22 protein-coding genes are annotated in these 23208 nt (G+C 54.5%); 13 read left to right on the top strand and 9 right to left on the bottom strand.

What is annotated here, in order from left to right; genetic code table 11:
* Positions 1–36: 36 nt before the first annotated feature.
* Both OGY35_RS24335 and fghA read right to left on the bottom strand, forming a co-directional pair.
* On the bottom strand, positions 37–2022 hold the full coding sequence (locus OGY35_RS24335; RefSeq protein WP_152403557.1) for a ligand-gated channel protein: 1986 nt from the start codon (positions 2020–2022) through the stop codon (positions 37–39).
* Between the two features lie 285 nt (positions 2023–2307).
* Positions 2308–3144: an S-formylglutathione hydrolase gene (fghA, locus tag OGY35_RS24330; RefSeq protein WP_152403559.1), complete on the bottom strand. Its 837-nt coding sequence runs from the start codon at positions 3142–3144 to the stop codon at positions 2308–2310.
* Positions 3145–3452: 308 nt separating this feature from the next.
* On the opposite strand from fghA, the gene folE reads away from it, so the two are divergent.
* The 6 genes from folE (at position 3453) to mglC (ending at position 10368) form a co-directional block, all read left to right on the top strand.
* Entirely contained in the window at positions 3453–4121 is a 669-nt protein-coding gene (gene folE / locus OGY35_RS24325; RefSeq protein WP_012131616.1) for a GTP cyclohydrolase I FolE, read from the top strand.
* A gap of 14 nt (positions 4122–4135) precedes the next feature.
* On the top strand, positions 4136–5293 hold the full coding sequence (gene yeiB, locus OGY35_RS24320) for a DUF418 domain-containing protein YeiB (RefSeq protein WP_286633696.1): 1158 nt from the start codon (positions 4136–4138) through the stop codon (positions 5291–5293).
* A 142-nt stretch (positions 5294–5435) separates the two neighbouring features.
* The gene (galS, locus tag OGY35_RS24315) at positions 5436–6461 is read left to right on the top strand and encodes an HTH-type transcriptional regulator GalS (protein WP_152403564.1); all 1026 of its coding nucleotides are present in this window, start codon (positions 5436–5438) and stop codon (positions 6459–6461) included.
* A gap of 294 nt (positions 6462–6755) precedes the next feature.
* Positions 6756–7754, top strand: coding sequence for a galactose/glucose ABC transporter substrate-binding protein MglB (mglB, locus tag OGY35_RS24310; RefSeq protein WP_042317978.1), 999 nt, complete (start codon positions 6756–6758; stop codon positions 7752–7754).
* Positions 7755–7821: 67 nt separating this feature from the next.
* The gene (gene mglA / locus OGY35_RS24305) at positions 7822–9342 is read left to right on the top strand and encodes a galactose/methyl galactoside ABC transporter ATP-binding protein MglA (RefSeq protein WP_152403568.1); all 1521 of its coding nucleotides are present in this window, start codon (positions 7822–7824) and stop codon (positions 9340–9342) included.
* A 15-nt stretch (positions 9343–9357) separates the two neighbouring features.
* Positions 9358–10368: a galactose/methyl galactoside ABC transporter permease MglC gene (mglC, locus tag OGY35_RS24300; protein WP_046481620.1), complete on the top strand. Its 1011-nt coding sequence runs from the start codon at positions 9358–9360 to the stop codon at positions 10366–10368.
* Positions 10369–10417: 49 nt separating this feature from the next.
* Here the strand turns inward: mglC and OGY35_RS24295 are convergent, their stop codons facing one another.
* The 6 genes from OGY35_RS24295 to OGY35_RS24270 all read right to left on the bottom strand — a co-directional run bounded on the left by OGY35_RS24295 (position 10418) and on the right by OGY35_RS24270 (position 14739).
* Positions 10418–10657, bottom strand: coding sequence for a DUF2542 family protein (locus tag OGY35_RS24295; RefSeq protein WP_046481618.1), 240 nt, complete (start codon positions 10655–10657; stop codon positions 10418–10420).
* Positions 10658–10659: 2 nt separating this feature from the next.
* Positions 10660–11379: an outer membrane permeability protein SanA gene (sanA, locus tag OGY35_RS24290; RefSeq protein WP_152403570.1), complete on the bottom strand. Its 720-nt coding sequence runs from the start codon at positions 11377–11379 to the stop codon at positions 10660–10662.
* 215 nt (positions 11380–11594) lie between these two features.
* Positions 11595–12479: a cytidine deaminase gene (cdd, locus tag OGY35_RS24285; protein WP_286633695.1), complete on the bottom strand. Its 885-nt coding sequence runs from the start codon at positions 12477–12479 to the stop codon at positions 11595–11597.
* A gap of 129 nt (positions 12480–12608) precedes the next feature.
* Positions 12609–13304, bottom strand: coding sequence for a CidB/LrgB family autolysis modulator (locus OGY35_RS24280; protein WP_178827888.1), 696 nt, complete (start codon positions 13302–13304; stop codon positions 12609–12611).
* Positions 13301–13699, bottom strand: coding sequence for a CidA/LrgA family protein (locus tag OGY35_RS24275; protein WP_046481609.1), 399 nt, complete (start codon positions 13697–13699; stop codon positions 13301–13303). The genes OGY35_RS24280 and OGY35_RS24275 overlap by 4 nt, the downstream gene beginning before the upstream one ends.
* A gap of 131 nt (positions 13700–13830) precedes the next feature.
* A complete protein-coding gene (locus tag OGY35_RS24270; RefSeq protein ID WP_042317990.1) occupies positions 13831–14739 on the bottom strand; it encodes a LysR family transcriptional regulator in 909 nt (302 codons plus the stop codon).
* 126 nt (positions 14740–14865) lie between these two features.
* Here OGY35_RS24270 and mhbT point away from each other — a divergent pair, with 126 nt between their 5' ends.
* From mhbT to mdtQ, 7 genes are all read left to right on the top strand, one after another.
* The gene (gene mhbT, locus OGY35_RS24265) at positions 14866–16224 is read left to right on the top strand and encodes a 3-hydroxybenzoate transporter MhbT (protein ID WP_286633694.1); all 1359 of its coding nucleotides are present in this window, start codon (positions 14866–14868) and stop codon (positions 16222–16224) included.
* Between the two features lie 11 nt (positions 16225–16235).
* A complete protein-coding gene (gtdA, locus tag OGY35_RS24260) occupies positions 16236–17273 on the top strand; it encodes a gentisate 1,2-dioxygenase (RefSeq protein WP_152403580.1) in 1038 nt (345 codons plus the stop codon).
* 14 nt (positions 17274–17287) lie between these two features.
* Positions 17288–17989: a fumarylacetoacetate hydrolase family protein gene (locus OGY35_RS24255; protein ID WP_286633693.1), complete on the top strand. Its 702-nt coding sequence runs from the start codon at positions 17288–17290 to the stop codon at positions 17987–17989.
* Positions 17990–17997: 8 nt separating this feature from the next.
* Entirely contained in the window at positions 17998–18642 is a 645-nt protein-coding gene (gene maiA, locus OGY35_RS24250; protein ID WP_152403597.1) for a maleylacetoacetate isomerase, read from the top strand.
* 14 nt (positions 18643–18656) lie between these two features.
* On the top strand, positions 18657–19850 hold the full coding sequence (locus OGY35_RS24245; RefSeq protein ID WP_152403600.1) for a 3-hydroxybenzoate 6-monooxygenase: 1194 nt from the start codon (positions 18657–18659) through the stop codon (positions 19848–19850).
* 158 nt (positions 19851–20008) lie between these two features.
* On the top strand, positions 20009–20947 hold the full coding sequence (gene dusC / locus OGY35_RS24240) for a tRNA dihydrouridine(16) synthase DusC (RefSeq protein WP_284554198.1): 939 nt from the start codon (positions 20009–20011) through the stop codon (positions 20945–20947).
* Between the two features lie 144 nt (positions 20948–21091).
* Positions 21092–22531, top strand: a complete 1440-nt coding sequence (mdtQ, locus tag OGY35_RS24235; RefSeq protein ID WP_286633692.1) for a multidrug resistance outer membrane protein MdtQ — start codon at positions 21092–21094, stop codon at positions 22529–22531.
* Here mdtQ and OGY35_RS24230 read toward each other — a convergent pair.
* Positions 22522–23097: a DedA family protein gene (locus OGY35_RS24230; protein ID WP_152403604.1), complete on the bottom strand. Its 576-nt coding sequence runs from the start codon at positions 23095–23097 to the stop codon at positions 22522–22524. The two genes, mdtQ and OGY35_RS24230, sit on opposite strands and share 10 nt — an antisense overlap.
* Between the last annotated feature and the right edge of the window lie 111 nt (positions 23098–23208).

The following is a 23208-nucleotide window of genomic DNA, read 5'->3' as shown; positions in this document are numbered from 1 at the left end:
ACCCCGACGCTGTCGGGGTTTTTTGTTGGGGGAGACTCAGAAGTTGTACGTCAGACCTACCGTGTAGCGACGACCATCGAGGATTGTGTCGTAGGTATCGTAATCAATCTGTTTATCCAGTGCGTTATAAACCCCAGCCGTCACCAGCAGGTTTTTGTTCGCGTTGTATCGCAGACCGACATCAACCTGCGTATAGGACGGCGTACCCTGCGACATAGAGGTACGGCTCAGGTATTCAGAGGTTTTACCGCGGAAGTTCAGACGGCTCCAGAAGCCCACGGTCTCCGTTGCCTGCCAGTCCAGCGTCGTGTTAAACATATGCTTTGGCATTTTGTTTAATGGCTTGCCCTCGAATTGACCGCTTTTCTGTTCTGACTCGGTATAGGTGTAGTTGGCCGTCCAGTTGAGGTCGCGAGTCATTTTCCAGCCGAACGTCGATTCCACACCGCGCATATTGGCTTTATCAACGTTCACGCGATCGCTGATAAAATCATAGTGCTCGCTGCCAATCGTACAGGCCGGATCGGCGCTGCTGTTACAGCGGCGAACTTCGGTGATCTTGTCTTTGAAATCGGTATTGAACAGGGTGATGCCGGCGTTGAGGTTGTCGCCGTTATCCCACAGCAGCCCCAGTTCTTCGCTCAGGCTCTTTTCCGGCTTCAGATCCGGGTTACCGACGATAATGCCATTCAGACGACCGCCCCCGGTGACCTGACCCCAGTTTGCGGAGGATTGACGCAGGTCTGGCGCGCGATAACCTGCGGAGACACCACCTTTTAAGGTCCATTGATCGCTCAGATGCCAGACGCCATAACCGCGCGGTGTCCAGTTGTCGCCGTAGTTTTCGTCTTTATCCATGCGGATCCCGCCGGTCAGGGTGAAGCTGTCGGTCATTGCCCATTCATCTTCCGCAAACAGCGCCCAACTCCAGCGAGTCAGTTTGTCCAGACCATCAGCCGCTTTCAGTTGGTTGCCGGTATCGCGCAGTTTTTCATAACGATATTGACCGCCCAGCGTCAGGGTATGGGCGCCGAGGAAAATCTGGTTCTGGTTATTGAAGATCGTGTTGTACGACTTCATCTCACGACCCGGGTTGTTGGTCTCTTCCTGCTGGATATAGCTGGTGGTGTTGAACTCATCGTAATAGCCGCTGTGCGTTAATGAGTACGTGGTGTGCTCATAGCGGTTTTCACTTTTTGTATTGGGTTTACAGGTTCCGTTACGGCAACTCTCTGCGGCCATTGATTTGCCAGGCGTACTGTCGCGATCCTGCAATTCACGGGCGATATCAAAATCGATGTCATTCTTATCGTCCGGCGTAAAGTTAAGGGTCAGACCGCCGTTACGCAGGCGTTGCTCATTGTAGCCATTGACAATTTGGTCTTCCGCACGGCGAGACAGCAGTCCGGTGACTTTCGCGCCCAACAGGCCGTCGATCAGTGGGCCAGAGGCATAGGCATTGGTCTGGAACAGATCGCCGGAATCGCTGTTTTCCTGGAAGGTGGCATCGCCGTGCAGAGAGCCGGTCCAGCCTTTGGTGTTAGAGACTTTTTTGGTGATCACGTTAATCACGCCGCCCATCGCATCGGAGCCATACAGTGATGACATCGGGCCACGGATAACTTCGATTCGCTCAATGGACTCCAGTGGCGGCAACCAGCCCTGCTCGATCCCAGAGTTATCGCTGTTCGGGCGTGTACCGCGAGTGCTAATGCGTTTGCCGTTCACCAGGAACAGCGTGTACTGCGACGCCATCCCGCGGATGCTGATATCACTGCTGCTGCCCCCGCCGGTGACCACCACGCCAGGCACATCTTTCAGCGCATCGGTAACGTCGCGGTAAGCTTTATCTTCAATTTGCTGTTTCGAAATAACCGAAATTGAAGCTGGGGCATTCTGGATTTTCTGCTCAAATCCCGTCGCGGTAACAACAACGGTATCCTGATCGGCAGCATGAACGAACGATGGGAGGCACGCCGCGCTGACTACGACGGCAATAGCCTTAACGTGAGGTATGGTCATTTTGTCATTCCATTAAACGAGTAAAAACCGCGTGTCATGTGAAAGGCCATGACAACTGTATGTGTTTGTCTTTTAAGAACTCTTTGCGGTAAAGAAGCGAGGGGAATTGTACAAAATAATGAATATTTGTAAACAGTAATGATAATTGAAATCATTTGCATTTATCTGATTTGTAAAAGAAATCCTTTTACGTCAATGAGATAGGGGAGCGTAAATGTGAGGAGAAAATGAAGAAATCGTGGAGAAGTAACGAAGAAAAAAGGAGGGCACATAGCCCTCCTGCGGCTATTTCATCAAATGCTCTGCATGGAAGCGCAGATGATCCTCAATAAATGAGGCAATAAAGTAATAGCTGTGATCGTAACCGGGCTGAATGCGCAGCGTCATCGGCCAGGCGGTCTGACGTGCGGCTTCTGCAAGAACGGCGGGTTGTAGCTGATCGGCCAGAAACTGATCGCTGTCACCCTGGTCAATCAGCGTCGGGATGGCATCTTCCGGCTGGCTGGCGTACATCAATGCGCAGCTGTCCCATTCCGTCCATGCGGCCTGATCTTCGCCCAGATAGGCGCGAAACGCTTTCTCGCCCCACGGGACGCGGCAAGGATTAACGATTGGCGCGAAAGCGGAAACGCTGGTGTATTTGCCCGGATTTTTCAACGCCATGATCAACGCGCCGTGACCGCCCATTGAGTGTCCACTGATCGCGCAGCGATCGCTGACGTTAAAATGCGCCTGAATCAGCGCCGGGAGTTCATCACGTACGTAGTCATACATGCGGAAATGGGCAGCCCAGGGTTGCTGCGTTGCATTGAGATAAAAACCGGCTCCCTGGCCCAGATCGTAACCCTCATTATTGGCGACCTGTTCGCCACGCGGGCTGGTATCCGGCATGACTAATACAATACCCAATTCAGCCGCGATACGCTGCGCGCCGGCTTTAGTGGTAAAGTTTTCATCATTACAGGTTAACCCGGACAACCAGTACAGAACTGGCGGAGAGGTGGTGTCGCGAGGCGGGGGGAGAAAAATGCTGAACGTCATTGCACAGTTCAGCGTGGTGGAGTCGTGTCGCCAGCGTTGCTGCCAGCCTTCAAAACAGCGGTGCTCTTCGAGCATTTCCATGCGTGGCTCCTTGTTGTGTTGAACCTGAATGTGTTCGCAAACTCCCCATAATACAGATAATTCATGGCACTGTGAGTAACTTTCACTTCCGCATTGCGCAGACATGCTTCATCATCGATACCACGTCGATGTAACCCTTCCCGCTGCCTTTTGCGAAACACGATTTGAAAGGCGACGGCGATTTCAATAATTATCGTTGCGAATACTGGATTATGTGCGCGGCCTCACGCACAATAATCAGGCTGTCTACAGCCTACAAACTTTGCCCCACGTAGGGCAGAGGTGCCACACCTGCAGGAGAAGAATAAATGTCATCACTCAGTAAAGAAGCGGCCCTGGTTCATGAAGCGCTGGTAGCGCGAGGGCTGGAAACGCCGCTGCGCCCACCCGTGCATGAGATGGATAACGAAACGCGCAAACGTCTTATCTCAGGCCATATGACCGAGATCATGCAGTTGTTGAACCTCGATCTGAGCGATGACAGCCTGATGGAAACGCCGCATCGCATCGCCAAAATGTATGTCGATGAGATTTTCTCGGGTCTGGATTACGCCAATTTCCCGAAAATCACCGTCATTGAAAACAAAATGAAGGTTGATGAGATGGTGACGGTACGCGACATCACGCTGACCAGTACCTGTGAGCATCACTTCGTGACCATTGATGGCAAAGCCACCGTGGCCTATATCCCGAAAGATTCAGTGATTGGTCTGTCGAAGATCAACCGCATCGTCCAGTTCTTTGCACAACGTCCGCAGGTACAGGAGCGTTTAACGCAGCAAATCCTGACTGCGCTGCAAACCCTGCTGGGGACCAACAACGTGGCGGTATCGATTGATGCGGTGCATTACTGCGTGAAAGCGCGCGGTATTCGCGATGCCACCAGTGCGACCACCACCACCTCGCTTGGCGGCCTGTTCAAATCGAGCCAGAATACGCGTCAGGAATTTTTGCGCGCTGTACGTCATCACAACTGATTAAGGCAGGGGCTATGGAGCGTAATGTCACGCTGGATTTTGTTCGTGGCGTCGCCATCCTCGGCATCCTGCTGTTGAATATCAGCGCCTTTGGTCTGCCAAAGGCGGCTTACCTTAACCCAGCCTGGTACGGAAATATTACCGCTTCAGATGCCTGGACCTGGGCTATTTTGGATTTGTTCGCCCAGGTAAAATTCCTCACTCTTTTTGCACTGCTGTTTGGCGCGGGTCTGCAAATGCTGCTGCCACGCGGCAAGCGCTGGATCCAGTCCCGTCTGACCCTGCTGGTGCTGCTCGGTTTTATTCATGCTTTGCTGTTCTGGGATGGCGATATTTTACTGGCTTATGGACTGGTGGGGCTGATCTGCTGGCGACTGGTACGCGATGCACCGTCGGTGAAAAGCCTGTTTAACACTGGGGTGTTGCTCTATCTGGTTGGGATTGGGGTCCTGTTGTTGCTTGGTGCGATTTCCGGTAGCGCCTCTAATCGCGCCTGGACGCCGGATGCCTCAGCCTTACTGTATGAAAAATTCTGGAAAGTTAACGGCGGCGTCGACGCTATCAGCAATCGGGTTGAAGGATTATCAAACAGCCTGCTGGCGCTCGGCGCTCAGTACGGCTGGCAACTGGCGGGTATGATGTTGCTCGGGGCAGCACTGATGCGCAGTGGCTGGCTGAAAGGGCAGTTTCGTCTTTCGCATTACCGCCGCAGCGGCGTTTTACTTATCGCCGTGGGCCTGCTGATAAACCTGCCTGCCGTGGTCGCGCAGTGGCAACTGGACTGGAACTATCGCTGGTGTGCCTTCCTGTTGCAGGCCCCGCGTGAACTCAGCGCGCCGTTTCAGACGATCGGCTATACCGCGTTGATGTTTGGTTACTGGCCGCAGCTTAGCCGCAGTAAAATTGTTCTCGCGATTGCCTGCGTCGGACGAATGGCGCTGACGAATTACCTGCTGCAAACCCTGATTTGCACCACACTGTTTTATCAATTCGGCTTATTTATGAAATATGACCGTCTTGAGCTGCTGCTGTTTGTTTTCCCGGTGTGGCTGGCAAACCTGCTTTTCTCCGTGATTTGGCTGCGATTCCTGCCTCAGGGCCCGGTGGAGTGGCTCTGGCGACAATTAACCCTGCGTGCGTCAGGGATATCATTGCCCCATACATCCAGATAACGATCTGGATCACAATCATTAACAAAATGGATGTAAGCGCTTTCATCGCTGTGACCGCACTCACGTAGTCCTTTCCCCTCCGCTGACAAAATAGCCGCCAGTTATGCAGTGAGTGACTGCAATTCCAGACAGGGTAGTGAATATGATCACCATTCGTGATGTGGCGCGTCAGGCAGGCGTATCCGTGGCAACGGTTTCCCGCGTATTAAACAACAGTGCGCTGGTCAGTCCCGATACGCGCGAGGCGGTAATGAAGGCGGTGACGCTGCTGGGCTATCGGCCAAATGCCAATGCCCAGGCGCTGGCCACGCAGGTCAGTGAAACGATTGGCGTGGTGGTGATGGACGTTTCCGATGCGTTTTTTGGCGCGTTGGTGAAAGCGGTGGATCTGGTCGCCCAGCAGCATCAAAAATATGTGCTGATCGGCAACAGCTATCATGAGGCCGAAAAGGAGCGTCACGCCATTGAGGTGTTGATCCGCCAGCGGTGTAATGCTTTGATCGTTCACTCGAAAGCGTTAAGCGATCGGGAACTGGGCGAGTTTATGGACCAGATCCCCGGTATGGTGCTGATCAACCGTATTGTCCCTGGCTACGCCCATCGCTGCGTCTGCCTTGACAATATCAGCGGCGCAAAAATGGCGACCCGTATGCTATTGAATAACGGTCATCAGCGCATTGGCTATCTGGCCTCCAGTCACCGCATTGAAGATGACGTCATGCGCCGGGAAGGGTGGAGCAGCGCGCTCAAAGAGCAGGGCATTGTCCCGCCGGAAAGTTGGATCGGCACCGGTTCGCCGGACATGCAGGGCGGTGAGGCGGCGATGGTGGAGTTGTTGGGGCGCAACCTGCAGTTAACCGCCGTGTTCGCCTATAACGACAATATGGCTGCCGGGGCGCTGACGGCGCTGAAGGACAACGGCATTTCCATCCCCTTACACCTTTCAATCATCGGTTTTGACGATATTCCCATCGCCCGCTACACCGATCCCCAACTGACAACGGTGCGCTATCCCATTGCTTCTATGGCAAAACTGGCAACAGAACTTGCCTTGCAGGGCGCGGCTGGAACGCTGGATTTATCCGCGACACACTGCTTTATGCCGACCCTCGTGCGGCGTCATTCGGTCGCCGTGCGACAGAATGCGGCGGCGATCACTAACTTATGATTTCGCCAGATGTAACCGCTTTCAATATGTGAGTAAATTCACAGTATCTTAACATTGTCGTCGCTATGATGGCACCGCTTGTCGCACTGTAACTACGATGTAACTGTGAGTAATCACTTTTACCGAGGTAAAGTCGCTTTAAGCGAAATTAAAGCCTATTTCTGGAGCGTTACCGGGCAAGGAAGAGAGATTTTTTTAAAATGAGCTTCGGCGTTTACATAACACTTCATTAACGTTTTGTCCCGCCGGGCATTTATCTTACGTACTACCCTGCATAATAAAACCGGAGTTACCATGAATAAGAAGGTGTTAACCCTTTCTGCCGTTATGGCAAGCATGTTATTCGGCGCGGCTGCGCACGCTGCTGATACTCGCATCGGTGTGACAATCTACAAATATGACGATAACTTTATGTCCGTGGTGCGTAAGGCTATCGAAGCAGACGCGAAAGCGGCTCCAGATGTTCAGTTGCTGATGAACGACTCACAGAACGACCAGTCGAAACAGAACGATCAGATTGACGTGCTGTTGGCAAAAGGCGTGAAAGCGCTGGCCATCAACCTGGTTGACCCGGCGGCGGCGGGCACGGTTATCGAGAAAGCGCGCGGTCAAAATGTGCCAGTAGTCTTCTTCAACAAAGAACCTTCGCGTAAAGCCCTGGACAGCTATGACAAGGCTTACTACGTCGGTACTGACTCCAAAGAATCCGGTATTATCCAGGGCGATCTGATCGCTAAACACTGGGCGGCAAACCAGGGCTGGGATCTGAACAAAGACGGTCAGATTCAGTTTGTGCTGCTGAAAGGCGAACCGGGTCATCCGGATGCTGAAGCGCGTACCACTTACGTTATCAAAGAGCTGAACGACAAAGGCATCAAAACCGAGCAGCTGCAGTTAGATACCGCGATGTGGGACACCGCAATGGCGAAAGACAAAATGGACGCGTGGCTCTCCGGTCCGAACGCGAACAAAATTGAAGTGGTTATCGCCAACAACGATGCGATGGCAATGGGTGCTGTTGAAGCGCTGAAAGCGCACAACAAAACCAGCGTACCGGTATTTGGCGTCGATGCACTGCCAGAAGCGCTGGCGCTGGTGAAATCCGGTGCGCTGGCCGGTACCGTGCTGAACGATGCGAACAACCAGGCAAAAGCGACCTTTGATCTGGCGAAAAACCTCGCAGACGGCAAGGGTGCAGCTGATGGCACTGAGTGGAAAATCGAAAATAAAATCGTCCGCGTTCCTTACGTAGGCGTTGATAAAGATAACCTGGCCGAGTTCACCAAGAAGTAAGTTTGTGGGGCGCGATGATTATCGCGCCCTTTCATCACGCACTCTGCGAGGCCAACAAGGTATAATTATGGTCAGCACAATTACTCAGCCGTCAGGCGAATTCTTGTTGGAAATGAGCGGCATCAACAAGTCTTTTCCCGGCGTTAAGGCACTTGATAATGTTAATTTAAAAGTCCGCCCGCATTCGATTCATGCATTAATGGGAGAGAATGGTGCTGGAAAGTCGACACTATTAAAATGTCTTTTTGGGATCTATCAAAAAGATTCTGGCAGCATATTATTTCAGGGTAAAGAAATCGATTTTCATTCAGCCAAAGAAGCGCTGGAGAATGGTATTTCAATGGTACACCAGGAGTTAAACCTGGTATTACAGCGTTCTGTAATGGACAACATGTGGCTGGGGCGTTATCCCACCAAAGGCATGTTTGTCGATCAGGAAAAAATGTACCGTGATACCAAAGCTATTTTTGATGAGCTGGATATTGATATCGATCCGCGCGCGCGCGTCGGGACCTTGTCCGTGTCGCAAATGCAGATGATCGAAATTGCCAAAGCGTTTTCGTATAACGCGAAAATTGTGATTATGGATGAACCGACCTCCTCGTTAACGGAAAAAGAGGTCAACCATCTGTTCACGATTATTCGTAAGCTGAAAGAGCGTGGCTGCGGTATTGTGTATATCTCCCACAAAATGGAAGAAATTTTCCAGTTGTGCGATGAGATTACCGTTCTGCGTGACGGACAGTGGATTGCGACGCAACCGCTGGAAGGGCTGGATATGGACAAGATCATCGCCATGATGGTCGGTCGTTCTCTGAACCAGCGATTCCCGGATAAAGTCAACGAGCCGGGGGAAGTTATTCTGGAAGTGCGTAACCTGACCTCGCTGCGCCAGCCATCTATCCGTGATATCTCTTTTGATTTGCATAAAGGCGAGATCCTCGGCATCGCAGGACTGGTCGGCGCCAGGCGCACTGACATCGTTGAAACGCTGTTTGGTATCCGTGAGAAATCATCGGGCACCATTACGCTACACGGCAAAAAGATTAATAACCATAGTGCGAATGAAGCCATTAACCACGGTTTCGCGCTGGTCACAGAAGAGCGTCGTTCCACGGGGATTTATGCTTATCTGGACATCGGTTTCAACTCCTTAATTTCCAATATTCAGAATTACAAAAATAAAGTCGGTCTGTTAGATAACTCGCGAATGAAAAGCGATACCCAATGGGTTATTGACTCCATGCGGGTAAAAACGCCAGGTCACAAGACGCAAATTGGTTCGCTTTCGGGTGGTAACCAGCAGAAGGTGGTTATTGGTCGCTGGCTGCTGACGCAACCGGAAATTTTAATGCTCGACGAACCCACCCGTGGGATCGACGTCGGTGCGAAGTTTGAAATTTATCAGTTAATTGCGGAACTGGCGAAAAAAGGTAAGGGGATCATTATCATCTCCTCCGAAATGCCGGAATTGTTAGGGATAACAGATCGTATTCTGGTCATGAGCAACGGCCTCGTTTCTGGAATTGTTGATACAAAAACGACAACGCAAAACGAAATTCTGCGTCTTGCGTCTTTGCACCTTTAAGATTAGGGGCTCCTCATGAGTGCGTTAAATAAGAAAAGTTTTCTTACTTATCTGAAAGAGGGCGGTATTTACGTCGTTCTTTTAGTCTTGCTGGCCATTATTATTTTCCAGGATCCCACGTTCTTAAGTCTGCTTAACTTAAGTAATATTCTGACCCAGTCTTCCGTGCGTATTATTATTGCGCTGGGGGTTGCGGGTCTGATTGTCACCCAGGGGACAGACCTGTCCGCAGGTCGTCAGGTTGGGCTGGCGGCGGTGGTGGCGGCAACGCTGCTGCAGTCAATGGATAACGTCAATAAAGTGTTCCCGGAAATGGCAACCATGCCGATTGCGCTGGTTATCCTGATTGTCTGCGTTATTGGCGCGATCATCGGTCTGGTGAACGGGATTATCATCGCTTATCTGAACGTGACGCCGTTTATTACCACGCTCGGCACGATGATTATCGTCTACGGGATTAACTCCCTGTATTACGACTTCGTGGGGGCCTCACCGATTTCGGGCTTTGATAGCGGCTTCTCGACCTTTGCGCAGGGCTTTATCGCACTGGGTAGCTTCCGGCTTTCGTATATCACGTTCTATGCGCTGATCGCCGTCGCATTTGTCTGGGTACTGTGGAATAAAACCCGCTTTGGTAAAAACATTTTCGCCATCGGCGGTAACCCGGAAGCGGCGAAAGTGTCGGGTGTGAACGTGGCGCTGAACCTGCTGATGATCTATGCGCTGTCCGGTGTGTTCTATGCCTTCGGCGGCCTGCTGGAAGCGGGGCGTATCGGTTCGGCGACCAACAACCTGGGCTTCATGTACGAACTGGATGCGATTGCGGCCTGCGTGGTCGGCGGCGTGTCGTTTAGCGGCGGGGTGGGTACCGTGTTCGGTGTGGTGACCGGTGTGATTATCTTTACCGTCATCAACTACGGCCTGACCTACATCGGCGTTAACCCGTACTGGCAGTACATCATCAAGGGCGGCATTATCATCTTCGCGGTTGCGCTGGATTCACTGAAATACGCGCGTAAGAAGTAACCCTTCCATGCAGAATCAAACCGGTGCAGACGAGCTTTGCGCCGGTTTTTTATTTGATAAAAACCAGCCAGATACCCACAAGCAGCGCGCCAACCGAAAGGCCAAAGTAGACGCCAATATAGCTCCAGTAAGCGGCAGGTTCTGCGGAACGCTGAATTAGGCGTGGTGTCTGCGAGCCCTTGACCGTTTTCTCGACGACGCCGGAGCGTAACCCTTTAATTCCTTCCCGCAGGGTCCAGGCGACAATCATCAGCACGCCAATCACGATAAAAAGCGTTTTATCTTCCATGTCTATTTTCCTTGTTTCTTTTGCAGTTCAAGCAATTGCTCTGGCGTCACGGCCGGATACCCCTGGGCATCGTCAGGAACCTGATGCAGGGTGGGGATCGGCACTAACGGGCCGAGGAACCGGGGTTCACGTTTAAACAGATACAGATCGGCAAGCGCCCCAAAGCGTGCGCCAAACTCGCGAACCCGAACCGTCAGCATATCTTTTGGCGAAGGTACGGCGTAGCACTGCGCCTGTATGCCCATATGCAGGGCGATAAACAGCGCGCGCTCGCAGTGGAAGCGCTGGGTAATGATGATGAAGTCATTGGTGTCGAAGACTTTACGGGTGCGAACAATCGAATCGAGCGTGCGAAATCCGGCGTAATCTAACACGATATCGGTAGGATCGACGCCAGCGGCAATCAGGTCTTTGCGCATGGTCATCGGTTCGTTGTAGCTTTGCAGCGAGTTGTCACCGCTAAGCAGTAGGTAGTTAACTTTGCCGCTGTTGTAGGCGTTGAGCGCGCCCTGAATACGATAGCGGTAATACTGGTTGATAACCCCGGTACGATAATATTTTGCGGTACCAAGTACCACGCCGACCTGGCGGTAGGGAAGGTCCTGAAGCTCATCGTAAATATAGGGGGCGGTTTTCCAGCTCATCCAGCGGTCAAGACCCAGCACGACCAACAGCAGCAAGCCGATCAGGACCAACAGGCTGTAGAGTACGCGCTTTAGCATGAAGAAAACTCTGTCACTGGATGAAATTTCAATCAGGCTACTGTACCCGCTGTCGAAGCGCAAGAAACAGTAGTCTGATTGGGGGGATTTTCAGCAATACGCAGTCATGCCGAATAAAACCAGTGCAGGCCTGATAAGCGTAGCGCCATCAGGCGATTAGGCCGGATGGCGGTGAAAATACCTTTTCCGGCCCAGGGGCTGAAGCCATCGGGCAATTAACCCAGTAGCACGCGATCGATGTGATGGCATCCCAGCGCTTTCAGCGTAGCGGCGGTGGCATCCCACTGGATCAGCGGCGCGTCGGCTTTTTCCGCCAGAACCGCACGTTGAATATCGGCATAACCGTAGCCGTTCAGATTCAGCAGAATCAGCGCCCCCTGCAACGGTGGCAGCGTCGGGTTAAACGCGGCATTCTCGGCATAGCTTCCGCTAAAGATGCGTCCGTCTTTGCACTCCAGCGCCACACCGCTCGGTGACTGGCTGTACGGCATATGACTGCGGCTGGCGGCGGCAATGGCCGCTTGCGTCAGTGCATCGCCCTGAGGGGCAAAACCGTGATCCTGTTCGTCCATCAGCAGCGTCTTGATGTCGAGATCTTTGGGCCCAAACGCGTCTGGCAAATAGTCGCGCAACGTATGCGGTTCGCGACCGGGCAGATGAATGCGCAGATCCAGTCCGCTGTTCAACTCGTTCATAAACTGACGGCAGTGGCCACACGGAGTGTAGTTAACGGTGATCGCCGCGAGGCCTTTCTCGCCGCGCAGCCAGGCGTGGCTGATGGCGCTTTGTTCAGCATGAACCGTTTGCTGCATGGTCGCGCCGAGGAATTCCATGTTGGCGCCGAAGTACCATGTTCCGCTCACGCCGCGTGCAATCGCGCCGACGTTGAAGTTCGACAACGGCGTACAGGCGCAGGCCGCAGCCAGCGGCAGCAGCGCGAATGCCAGCGCGTCTTCGTCCAGTCCCGTTGCGCTTTTAAGCATTGAAACCTGCTCAGCCGTCAGCGAAGCGGGGAAATGCGTATCCGCCAGGATGGGTGCCAGCGCTGATTGCAGATTGTCTGCAAGTTGGCTAAAGGCAGTGTGAAAACGTGGGTGCATGACGTTGCCTCATAACAATGTATTGGGATCGTAGTGTACGGGCCTGTTACGGCCATATGTGTGATCTAAATCTCATTGTGTATGCAACTTATGAAACTTAAATTAAAAATGCGCGACGTATCGCAAATTTTAGCCCACAACCGCGAGAATAATCGGAAACAGGAATGGGGCGATCAGTGAGGTAATAATCCCGCAAATCACCAGCGCCAGCGAACTGAATGCGCCTTCCTGATAATCCAGCTCCGCGCAGCGGGCGGTGCCGAGGGCGTGAGACGCAGTGCCCATCGCCAGTCCACGCGCGGCTTTGGTTTTAATGCGCATGGCGTTTAACAGCGTATGACCAAAGACGGCGCCGAGAATACCGACGAAAATCACGCACACGGCGCTGACCGCCGGGATGCCACCGATGCTGCCGCCGACGGCCATCGCAATCGGCGTGGTGACGGATTTCGGTAAGACAGAGGCGGCGATTTCAGGCGTTGCGCCCATCAGCAGCGCCACCGAGGTACCGGTCACCATGGCCACAATGCTGCCGACAAAGCAGATAGTAATAATCGACTTCCAGCGGGCACGGATCTGATGCAGTTGTTCGTACAGCGGATAGGCCAGCGCCACCACCGCCGGTTGCAGCAGATCGTTTAATACCTCGCTGCCTTTAAAATAGCTGTCGTAGGAAATACCGGTCAGCAGGAGGAACGGGATAATCACCACCATCGCCACCAGCAGCGGATTCAGTAAAGGAAATTTGAAACGTGCAGCCAGTTTGCGCGCGCCGAAAAAAACCGCCAGCGTCAGCGGTAAAGACCACCAGATTGACGACATCATTCTTTAGACCCTTTCTGACCAACCACTTTGCGTTCACCGTGGACCAGGTGCGAACTCCAGCTCACCACCAGAAAAACCACCAGCGTACTGATTGCGCACGACACCACCACCGGACCAAACTGCGCGCGCAGCAGATCGAAGTACTGCATTACGCCGACGCCAATCGGCACAAACAGCAGCGCCATATAGCGAATCAACACATAGCAGCCGGGGTTGACCCATTTCGCCGGAATGATTTGCAACGCCAGCAGCACAAACAGGATCAGCATCCCGATGATGCTGCCTGAAATGGCGACGGGCAGCAGGGACGCAATAAAAATGCCTGCATACAGACAGGCATAAATCAGCACGAAAGCGCGCAAGTATTGCCAGATGATATTCAGTGTCTTGCTCATGTTGTAATTCCTTGAAGCGACGGATTCATCATACAATTAAACTTTAAAACGTGCTATCGATCACATCATGAATTCTTAGCATACTGAAGATAGACAGCGGGAACATTGGGCAATGTCCCCAATACGTGACGCTAAACTTGTGCCAGCAGTTGCAAGAAACGACTCAGCGCGCTGGACGGCGTCTCATTATTGCGCCAGAACACACCCACGCTGCCCTTTTGTTCAATTTTCGGCAGGTTCAGGATCACCAGTTGCCCCTGACTGGCATAGCGTTGCGCCAGCCGTAAAGAAAGGATAGAGATCATATCGCTGCTTTGCAGCAGGTTGGTACTGACGTTCATTGATGCCGATTCGATGGTGTTTTCCGGCAGCATCACCCCGTTATCGACCAGCGCGTTATCAATACTCAGGCGGATGGGCGTTCCCGTCGGCCAGACAATCCAGCGCCAGTGCGCGAGATCGGCCCAGCTCAGGGTATCAAACTTCGCCAGAGGATGGTGGGGACGAGCGACAAAGCAGACTGGTTCGGTATACAGCACCTGATAATTGAGCGGAAGTTGCAGCGCTCGCCCACCGACGCGACCCACTACCACATCCACGGAACCGGCAAGCAGGTCGTGCAGCAGCGGCGTCATGACCTTTTCTTCAATGTTAAGATGCAGCGTCGGCATCTCAACGAGCAGATTGAGGATCGCCTGCGACACACAGTCGGTCGCCACCGGTGAGCAGCCAATCTTCAGGCTCCCTACCAGCCCGCCTTCTTTAAAGCGTGCCATTTCATACTGTGAACGTTCCATGTCATTGATTAAACGCTGGGCGTGTTGCAGCAGCAACTTGCCGCCTTCCGAGGGGCGCAGACCTTTACTGTGACGTTCAAAGAGCGTGATCCCCATCTCATCTTCGAGCTGTGACAGCCATTTCGACAGCGCGGGCTGGGTGATATTCATCATCCGCGCGACGTGCGTGAGATTCCCTTGTTCGCCCAGCGCCACCAGCATTTGCAGATGGTGCAGCTTCAGTTTTTGCGCCCAGTTTGCCATCAGCGATAACCTCCAGGTTATGTCTCTGCATGAAATGCCATTGTACATTTTATCGCCCAGTCTACAAACTCGTAACATACCAAAAACAAAACAACATCTGTCCCTACCTGCACCGAGGCATTCACTATGACTCAACGACGTGAACTACAAGCTCTGATCGATGCTGCTCCTGTCAGCAAGACACAGTGGCGGGTGATCATCTGCTGCTTTCTGGTGGTCATGCTTGATGGTTTTGATACTGCGGCCATTGGCTTTATCGCACCCGATATTCGTACCCACTGGCAGTTAACTGCCGGAGACCTGGCCCCGCTGTTTGGCGCGGGTCTGTTAGGACTTACCGCTGGCGCCTTACTTTGCGGACCGCTGTCCGACCGTTTCGGTCGCAAACGGGTGATTGAGCTCTGCGTGGCGCTGTTTGGCGCGCTGAGCCTGATTTCCGCCTTTTCGCCAGATCTGCAAACGCTGGTCATCCTGCGCTTTCTGACCGGTCTGGGCCTGGGCGGCGCCATGCCAAACACAATCACAATGACCTCTGAATACCTGCCTGCCCGTCGCCGTGGTGCGCTGGTTACCCTGATGTTCTGCGGCTTTACGCTTGGTTCCGCAATGGGCGGGATTGTCAGCGCGCAGCTGGTGCCGGCCATCGGTTGGCACGGAATTCTGGTACTCGGTGGCGTGTTACCGCTGATGCTGTTCTTCGTACTGCTCGCGGTCCTGCCGGAATCTCCGCGTTGGCAGGTACGCCGTCAGCTACCGCAGGCAACCATCGCCAGAACGGTCAGCGCGATCACCGGCGAACGTTACGACAATACGCAGTTTTACCTCCAGGAGGCTGCGGCGATTGCCAAAGGCAGTATTCGCCAGCTGTTTGTTGGCCGTCAGTTGCCCATTACCCTGATGTTATGGGTGGTGTTCTTCATGAGTCTGTTAATCATCTATCTGCTGTCGAGCTGGATGCCAACGCTGTTAAACCATCGAGGGATTGACCTGCAACAGGCTTCCTGGGTGACGGCGGCGTTTCAGGTTGGCGGTACGCTCGGCGCGCTGGCCCTGGGCGTGCTGATGGATAAACACAATCCGTTCCGGGTGCTGGCCGTGAGTTACGCGCTGGGGGCGGTATGCATCGTCATGATTGGTCTGAGCGAAAACGGTTTATGGCTGATGGCGCTGGCGATCTTCGGTACCGGGGTGGGTATCAGCGGATCGCAGGTGGGCCTCAACGCCCTAACCGCCACGCTCTATCCCACACAGAGTCGGGCGACGGGCGTGAGCTGGTCCAACGCGGTGGGGCGCTGCGGCGCGATTGTCGGGTCGCTTTCCGGTGGCGTGATGATGGCGATGAATTTCTCTTTCGATACTTTGTTTTTCATTATCGCTGTTCCAGCGGTCATCAGCGCGGTGATGTTAGCCGTACTGACAGTCGTCGTCCGCCAGTCAGCCTCTGTCCCGGATAGCTTGCCGCACGCAAGCGTCGTGAACGAATAAGGAGAATCCCTATGTCAGAACAAAATCAGGATGTTAAAAACAGCCGTCAGCAGTTTTATCAGCATATTTCGGGGCAGAACCTGACCCCGCTGTGGGAATCACTGCATCACCTGGTTCCGCAAACGCCGAATCCAACCTGTGCGCCAGCGTACTGGAACTACCAGGAGATTCGCCCGCTGCTGCTGGAAAGCGGCAACCTGATTGGCGCGAAAGAGGCGATTCGTCGCGTGCTGGTACTGGAAAACCCGATGTTACGTGGGCAGTCCTCCATCACGTCAACGCTCTACGCGGGGTTGCAGTTGATCATGCCGGGTGAAGTTGCACCCAGCCATCGTCATAACCAGTCGGCGTTACGCTTTATTGTCGAAGGGAAAGGCGCGTTCACTGCCGTGGACGGCGAGCGCACCCAGATGCACACCGGCGACTTTATTCTGACCCCGCAGTGGCAATGGCACGATCACGGTAACCCTGGCGATGAGCCGGTGGTCTGGCTGGACGGTCTGGATCTGCCGTTGGTCAACCTTTTGGGCTGTGGCTTTGCCGAAGATTACCCGGAAGATCAGCAGCCGGTCTCGCGCAAAGAGGGTGACTACCTGCCGCGCTATGCCGCCAACATGCTGCCGCTACGCCATCAGAAAGGCAACTCATCGCCGATTTTCAACTACCGCTATGACCGCAGTCGCGACGCGCTGCATGACCTGACGCGTCTGGGCGATGCCGACGAGTGGGATGGCTACAAGATGCGCTATGTCAACCCGGTAACCGGCGGCTACCCGATGCCATCGATGGGCACGTTCCTGCAACTGTTGCCAAAAGGCTTTACCTCGCGGGTGGCGCGTACCACTGACAGCACCATTTACCACGTCGTTGAAGGGGCGGGCGAGGTCACCGTCGGCAACGAGACCTTCCATTTTTCAGCCAAAGATATTTTTGTGGTTCCGACCTGGCACGGCGTGTCGTTCAAAACCACCGATGAGACCGTTTTATTCAGCTTTTCGGACAGACCGGTACAGGAAGCCCTCGGGCTGTTCCGCGAAGCCCGCTATTAATTTGGGAGAGAGCCATGACTCAGTATGTATTTGCCCCACAGGCCCCCGTGACCGTACCGGTTGTCGGCAGCGATGCGCAGTTCCCCGTCCGTCGCGTGTACTGCGTGGGACGCAACTATGCCGCCCATGCCCGCGAAATGGGTTTCGACCCTGACCGTGAACCGCCGTTCTTCTTCTGTAAGCCTGCCGATGCGGTTGTGCCGGTTGCTGCAGGTGAAACGTTAACGCTGCCGTATCCGGCGCAAACGGACAACTATCACTATGAAATTGAGCTGGTGGTTGCCATCGGCAAAAAGGGTAGCGATATCCCGTTAGAAAAAGCCCATGAATATATCTGGGGGTATGCCACCGGGCTGGATATGACCCGTCGCGATCGCCAGATGGAGATGCGTCAGATGGGGCGTCCGTGGGAAATCGGCAAAGCGTTCGATCTCTCTGCGCCCATCGCGCCGCTGCATAAAGCGGATGAGATTGCGGATATCACTTCCGCGCCCATCTGGTTGCAGGTGAACGGCGACGATCACCAGCGTAGCGACATTCGCCATCTGATCTGGTCGGTGAATGAAACGATCAGCTATCTGTCCGGTTTCTTCGAATTGCAACCGGGCGACCTGATCTTCACCGGTACGCCAGAAGGCGTCGGCGCCGTGGTGAAAGGGGATGTGATCACCGGTGGCGTGGGCGGGTTGACACCTGTCGCTGTGAAGATTGTCTGAGGTGATGTATGAAGCTGTACAGTTTTTTTAACAGTTCGGCGTCATACCGCGTACGTATCGCGCTGGCATTAAAGGGCATCGACTACCAGACGGTGGGCGTCAATATTCGTATCGGTCAACAAAACGAACTGGCCTACCGGCGGATGAATCCGGTGGGGCTGGTGCCGACGCTGGTGACCGATGACGGCGAAGCGCTCGGTCAGTCGCTGGCCATCATCGACTGGCTGGACCGGCATTTTCCACAGTCGCGCTTGCTGCCCGTCAGCGATCCGGCGCGCACGCAGGTGCTGGAAATCGTCTATGCCATCGCTTGCGACATTCACCCGGTGAACAACCTGCGGGTGCTGCGCTATCTGAGCGAGGAACTGAAGGTCAGTGAAGAAGACAAAAAACGCTGGTACGCGCACTGGATCCAGCAGGGGTTAAGCGCCGTCGAACAACTGTTGCGTCAGAGCCAGTCGCAGAACTACTGCGTGGGCAATGCGCCAACGCTTGCCGACTGCTGCCTGGTCCCACAATGGGCGAATGCGTTAAGAATGGGGTGCGATCTGAGCGGTTATCCGCGCTGCAAAGCCGTGTATGACGCCTGTACACAGCTATCGGCGTTCATCGCCGCAGCCCCCGAAAATCAACAAGATAAAATCTCAGCCTGAGAAGGAGAATGACAATGGCTAAAGTGATGAGAGCAATTATTGTCGGCGGCGGAATTGGCGGAGCAGCCACCGCGCTTTCGCTGGCACGTCAGGGCATCAAGGTGATGCTGCTGGAAAAAGCCCATGAAATTGGCGAAATTGGCGCGGGCATTCAGCTCGGTCCAAACGCCTTCTCAGCGCTGGACAGTCTCGGCGTCGGCGAAGTGGCGCGTTCACGCGCGGTGTTTACCGATCACATCACCATGATGGACGCTGTGAACGCGGAAGAAGTGGTGCGCATCGAAACCGGACAGGACTTTCGCGACCACTTTGGCGGTCCGTATGCGGTTATCCACCGGGTTGATATCCACGCTTCCGTCTGGGAATCGGTTCTGACCCATCCGAATGTTGAGTACCGGACCTCGACCAACGTGGTCGATATTCGCCAGACGGCAGACGACGTGACGGTATTTGATGAGCAGGGTAACAGTTGGACCGCCGATATTCTGGTTGGCTGTGACGGCGTGAAGTCGGTAGTGCGTCAGAGTCTGCTGGGCGATTCGCCGCGCGTGACCGGACACGTGGTCTACCGCGCGGTTATTGACTGTGCGGATATGCCGGAAGACCTGCGCATTAACGCGCCGGTGCTCTGGGCCGGGCCGCACTGCCACCTTGTGCACTATCCGCTGCGTGGCGGCAAGCAGTACAACCTGGTCGTGACCTTCCACAGTCGTCACCAGGAGGAGTGGGGCGTTAAAGACGGCAGCAAGGAAGAGGTGCTGTCGTATTTCGCCGGGATCCATCCGCGCCCCCGGCAGATGCTGGATAAACCCACAACCTGGCGTCGCTGGTCAACTGCCGATCGCGAACCGGTAGAAAAATGGGGTACTGAGCGCATCACGCTGGTTGGCGATGCGGCGCACCCGGTGGCGCAGTACATGGCGCAGGGGGCCTGTATGGCGCTGGAAGATGCCGTCACGCTGGGCAAAGCGCTGGCGCAATGCGACGGCGATGCGGCAAAAGCCTTCGCGCTGTATGAGTCGGTGCGCATTCCGCGCACGGCGCGCATCGTCTGGTCTACCCGCGAAATGGGACGCGTGTATCATGCGGCGGGCGTGGAGCGCCAGGTGCGTAATCTGTTGTGGAAAGGCAAATCGCAGGCGGAGTTTTATCGCGGCATGGAATGGCTGTACGGCTGGAAAGAAGATAACTGTCTTCTGCCGCGCTGAGAATAAGGGCCTTTGCCGGGGGGCGCTTCGCTTGCCCGGCCTACCGCCATGATGGGGTGCCGGCGGGATAAGGCGCTTTGCGCCGCCACCCTTGCAAAAGGTTTTGCTCATCCCGGATAGGCGCTATGATAGCGCCTCTTTTTTTTGCGGATGACGATATGCGTGTTTTACTGGCGCCGATGGAAGGTGTGCTCGATTCACTGGTGCGCGAACTTCTGACGGAAGTGAATGATTATGATCTCTGCATCACCGAGTTTGTACGCGTGGTGGATCAACTCCTGCCGGTAAAGGTCTTTCATCGTCTCTGCCCCGAGCTGCTCAACGGCAGTCGGACGCCTTCCGGCACCTTAGTGCGCGTGCAACTGTTGGGGCAGTACCCGCAGTGGCTGGCGGAAAATGCGGCTCGCGCTGTGGAACTCGGCTCTTACGGCGTTGATCTCAACTGCGGCTGTCCGTCTAAAATGGTGAACGGCAGCGGCGGTGGCGCAACGTTACTGAAGGATCCTGAACTCATCTACCAGGGCGCGAAAGCGATGCGTGAAGCCGTGCCGGCGCATCTGCCGGTGACGGTGAAAGTGCGTCTGGGTTGGGACAGCGGCGACAAGAAGTTTGAGATTGCGGATGCCGTCCAGCAGGCCGGGGCAAGCGAGCTGGTCGTGCACGGGCGCACTAAAGAGCAGGGCTATAAGGCGGAGCATATCAACTGGCAGGCGATTGGCGAAATCCGCGAGCGTCTGTCGATTCCGGTGATTGCCAACGGTGAAATCTGGGACTGGCAGAGCGCGCAGGCGTGTCTGGCTGTCAGCGGCTGTGATGCGGTTATGATTGGTCGCGGGGCATTAAACATTCCTAACCTTAGCCGGGTGGTGAAGTACAACGAGCCGCGAATGCCGTGGCCGCAGGTGGTTGCGCTGCTGAAAAAATATACCCGTCTGGAAAAACAGGGCGACACCGGGTTGTATCACGTCGCGCGCATTAAACAGTGGCTGGGTTATTTGCGTAAGGAATACCGTGAGGCCACGGACGTCTTTCAGGATATTCGCGCGTTAAATAATTCAGCGGATATTGCCCGCGCGATTCAGTCGATTGAAATTTAGTATTATTGGCGTGTTTATATTCTGCTGGAATATATTTTTCCAGTTGTGACTTTTCATTGCCGAAGATGTTATGCCACGCGTAACTAAAAAACAGGTCACCACAACGGGTAAGCTCCGCGCACCTTTTCTTATCAGAACCTCTTCATGACTCGTAATTCTTTTCACGCGCTGAACGCGTGCTTTCCGCTGGCTATTTTGCTTGCGGGATGCGCCCCCATGCATGACACCCAAAAGACGCTGGTTCAGCAACCTCCCACCTCTCACGTAGATTCCGCGCTGCCGTCGGCGCTGAATAACGGATGGCCTGGAAGCCAGTGGTGGCAGGATTATCATGACGCACAGTTGAACGAATTAGTGAAGCATGCGCTTGCCAGTTCCCCGGATATGCAGGTGGCGGAACAACGGATCGCGCTGGCCGAAGCGCAGGCTAAAGCGGTCGAAGCCCAGGATGGGCCGCAGGTTGATTTCTCGGCGGAGGCCGAACGGCAGAAAATGTCAGGAGAAGGGGTCATGGGGCCGTTTGCGGTCACCGATCCGGCGGCAGGTACGACCGGGCCCTGGTACACCAACGGGTCGTTCGGCTTAACCGCCGGTTGGGATCTCGATTTGTGGGGTAAGAACCGCGCGGAAGTGACGGCGCGAATCGGGGCGGTGAAAGCGCGGGAAGCCGAGCGTGAACAGACGCGCCAGCTGTTAGCCAGCGGCGTTACGCGGCTTTACTGGGAATGGCAGACCGAGGCGGCGCTCAGCAAACTGCTGACGCAAATTGAACAGGAACAGCGCAACATCATTGATACCGATCGCCAGTTGTATCAGAACGGCATCACCTCCTCGGTGGAAGGCGTGGAAACGGATATTGATGACAGCAAAACCCAGCAGCAGTTGAATGATATCGCCGGAAAGATGAAAGTGATTGAGGCGCGTCTGAGCGCGCTGACCAACACGCAGTCGACGTCGCTGAAACTGCACGAAGTGAGTCTGCCGCAGGTGGAGAGTCAGCTTCCAGCGCAACTGGGTTATGCCCTGCTGGCGCGCAGAGCGGATTTGCAGGCAGCGCACTGGGTGATCGCGTCATCCATGAGCAGCGTGGAGGCGGCGAAAGCGGCGTTCTATCCCGATATCAATCTGATGGCGTTTTTACAACAGGATGCGCTGCATCTGAGCGATCTGTTCCGCAGTTCTGCGCAACAGATGGGCGTGACCGCAGGCCTGACGCTGCCTGTTTTCGACAGCGGCAGACTGAATGCCAGTCTGGATATTGCCCATGCACAAAACAATTTGTCGATCGCCAGCTATAACAAAGCGGTTGTTGATGCGGTGAACGACGTGGCGCGCACCGCCAGTCAGGTGGCGACGCTGATGCAGAAAAATCAGCATCAGCAGCAGATAGAGCATGACGCCGATCGGGTGGTCAGCCTGGCGCAGGCACGCTTTGACGCCGGGATCATTGCGGGTTCTCTTGTCAGTAAGGCCAGAATACCGGCGCTGCGCGAGCAGGCTAACGGACTGATTTTACAAGGGCAGTGGCTGGATGCGTCGATCCAGCTCACCAGCGCGCTCGGTGGCGGCTATCATCACTCCTGAGGCATCTTCGCTTTACTGCGGCGCTTTAGCCACCAGCGAGCGCCGATCACCAGCACTACCGCCAGAATCAGCCAGATCCAATGCTTGAGGTGCTGATCGAGGTGATGCAACCACGGCGCGACCACTTCACCTCCCACGTAGCCCAGGGTGGTGAAGATCAGCGCCCAGATCAGCGCGCCGAGAATATTCAGGGGTAAAAAAATCTTTGGTGGCAGATGGCTGGCACCAATCAGCAGCGGCCCGATCACGCGGAATCCGTACATAAAGCGGGTGCCGATCACGAACAGATACGGGCGGCGCTGGATCATCTTTTGCGCCTGGCGGATTTTGTTGCGGTGACGGGCGAAGCGGCGCAGAATCTTGCCGCCATAGCGGCGTCCCAGCAGATACAGCAGTTGATCACCTATCATGCCGCCTAAGGCCACGGCCACGACCACAAGAGGAAATTTGAGTAATCCCTGATGTGCGGCAACGCCTCCCAGCAGAGTGATGGTCTCGCCTTCCGCCAGACTCCCAATCACCAGCGCGGCATAACCGTATTGCGCAATAAGACTGTTTATATCCATACGTCTGTATGACCTCCACGACTGTAAGCATACACCCTCTGAATTCGGGATGCTCAAAAAGGGCCATCACACGCAGCGGCATTTCTTTGTCTGTACAATAAATAATCGAAA

This window comes from Citrobacter sp. Ct235, assembly GCF_030332305.1.
Lineage (GTDB): Bacteria > Pseudomonadota > Gammaproteobacteria > Enterobacterales > Enterobacteriaceae > Citrobacter_A > Citrobacter_A telavivensis.
The sequence above is the reverse complement of the archived record's forward strand: the minus strand, read 5'-3'. Positions and strand labels throughout refer to the sequence as shown.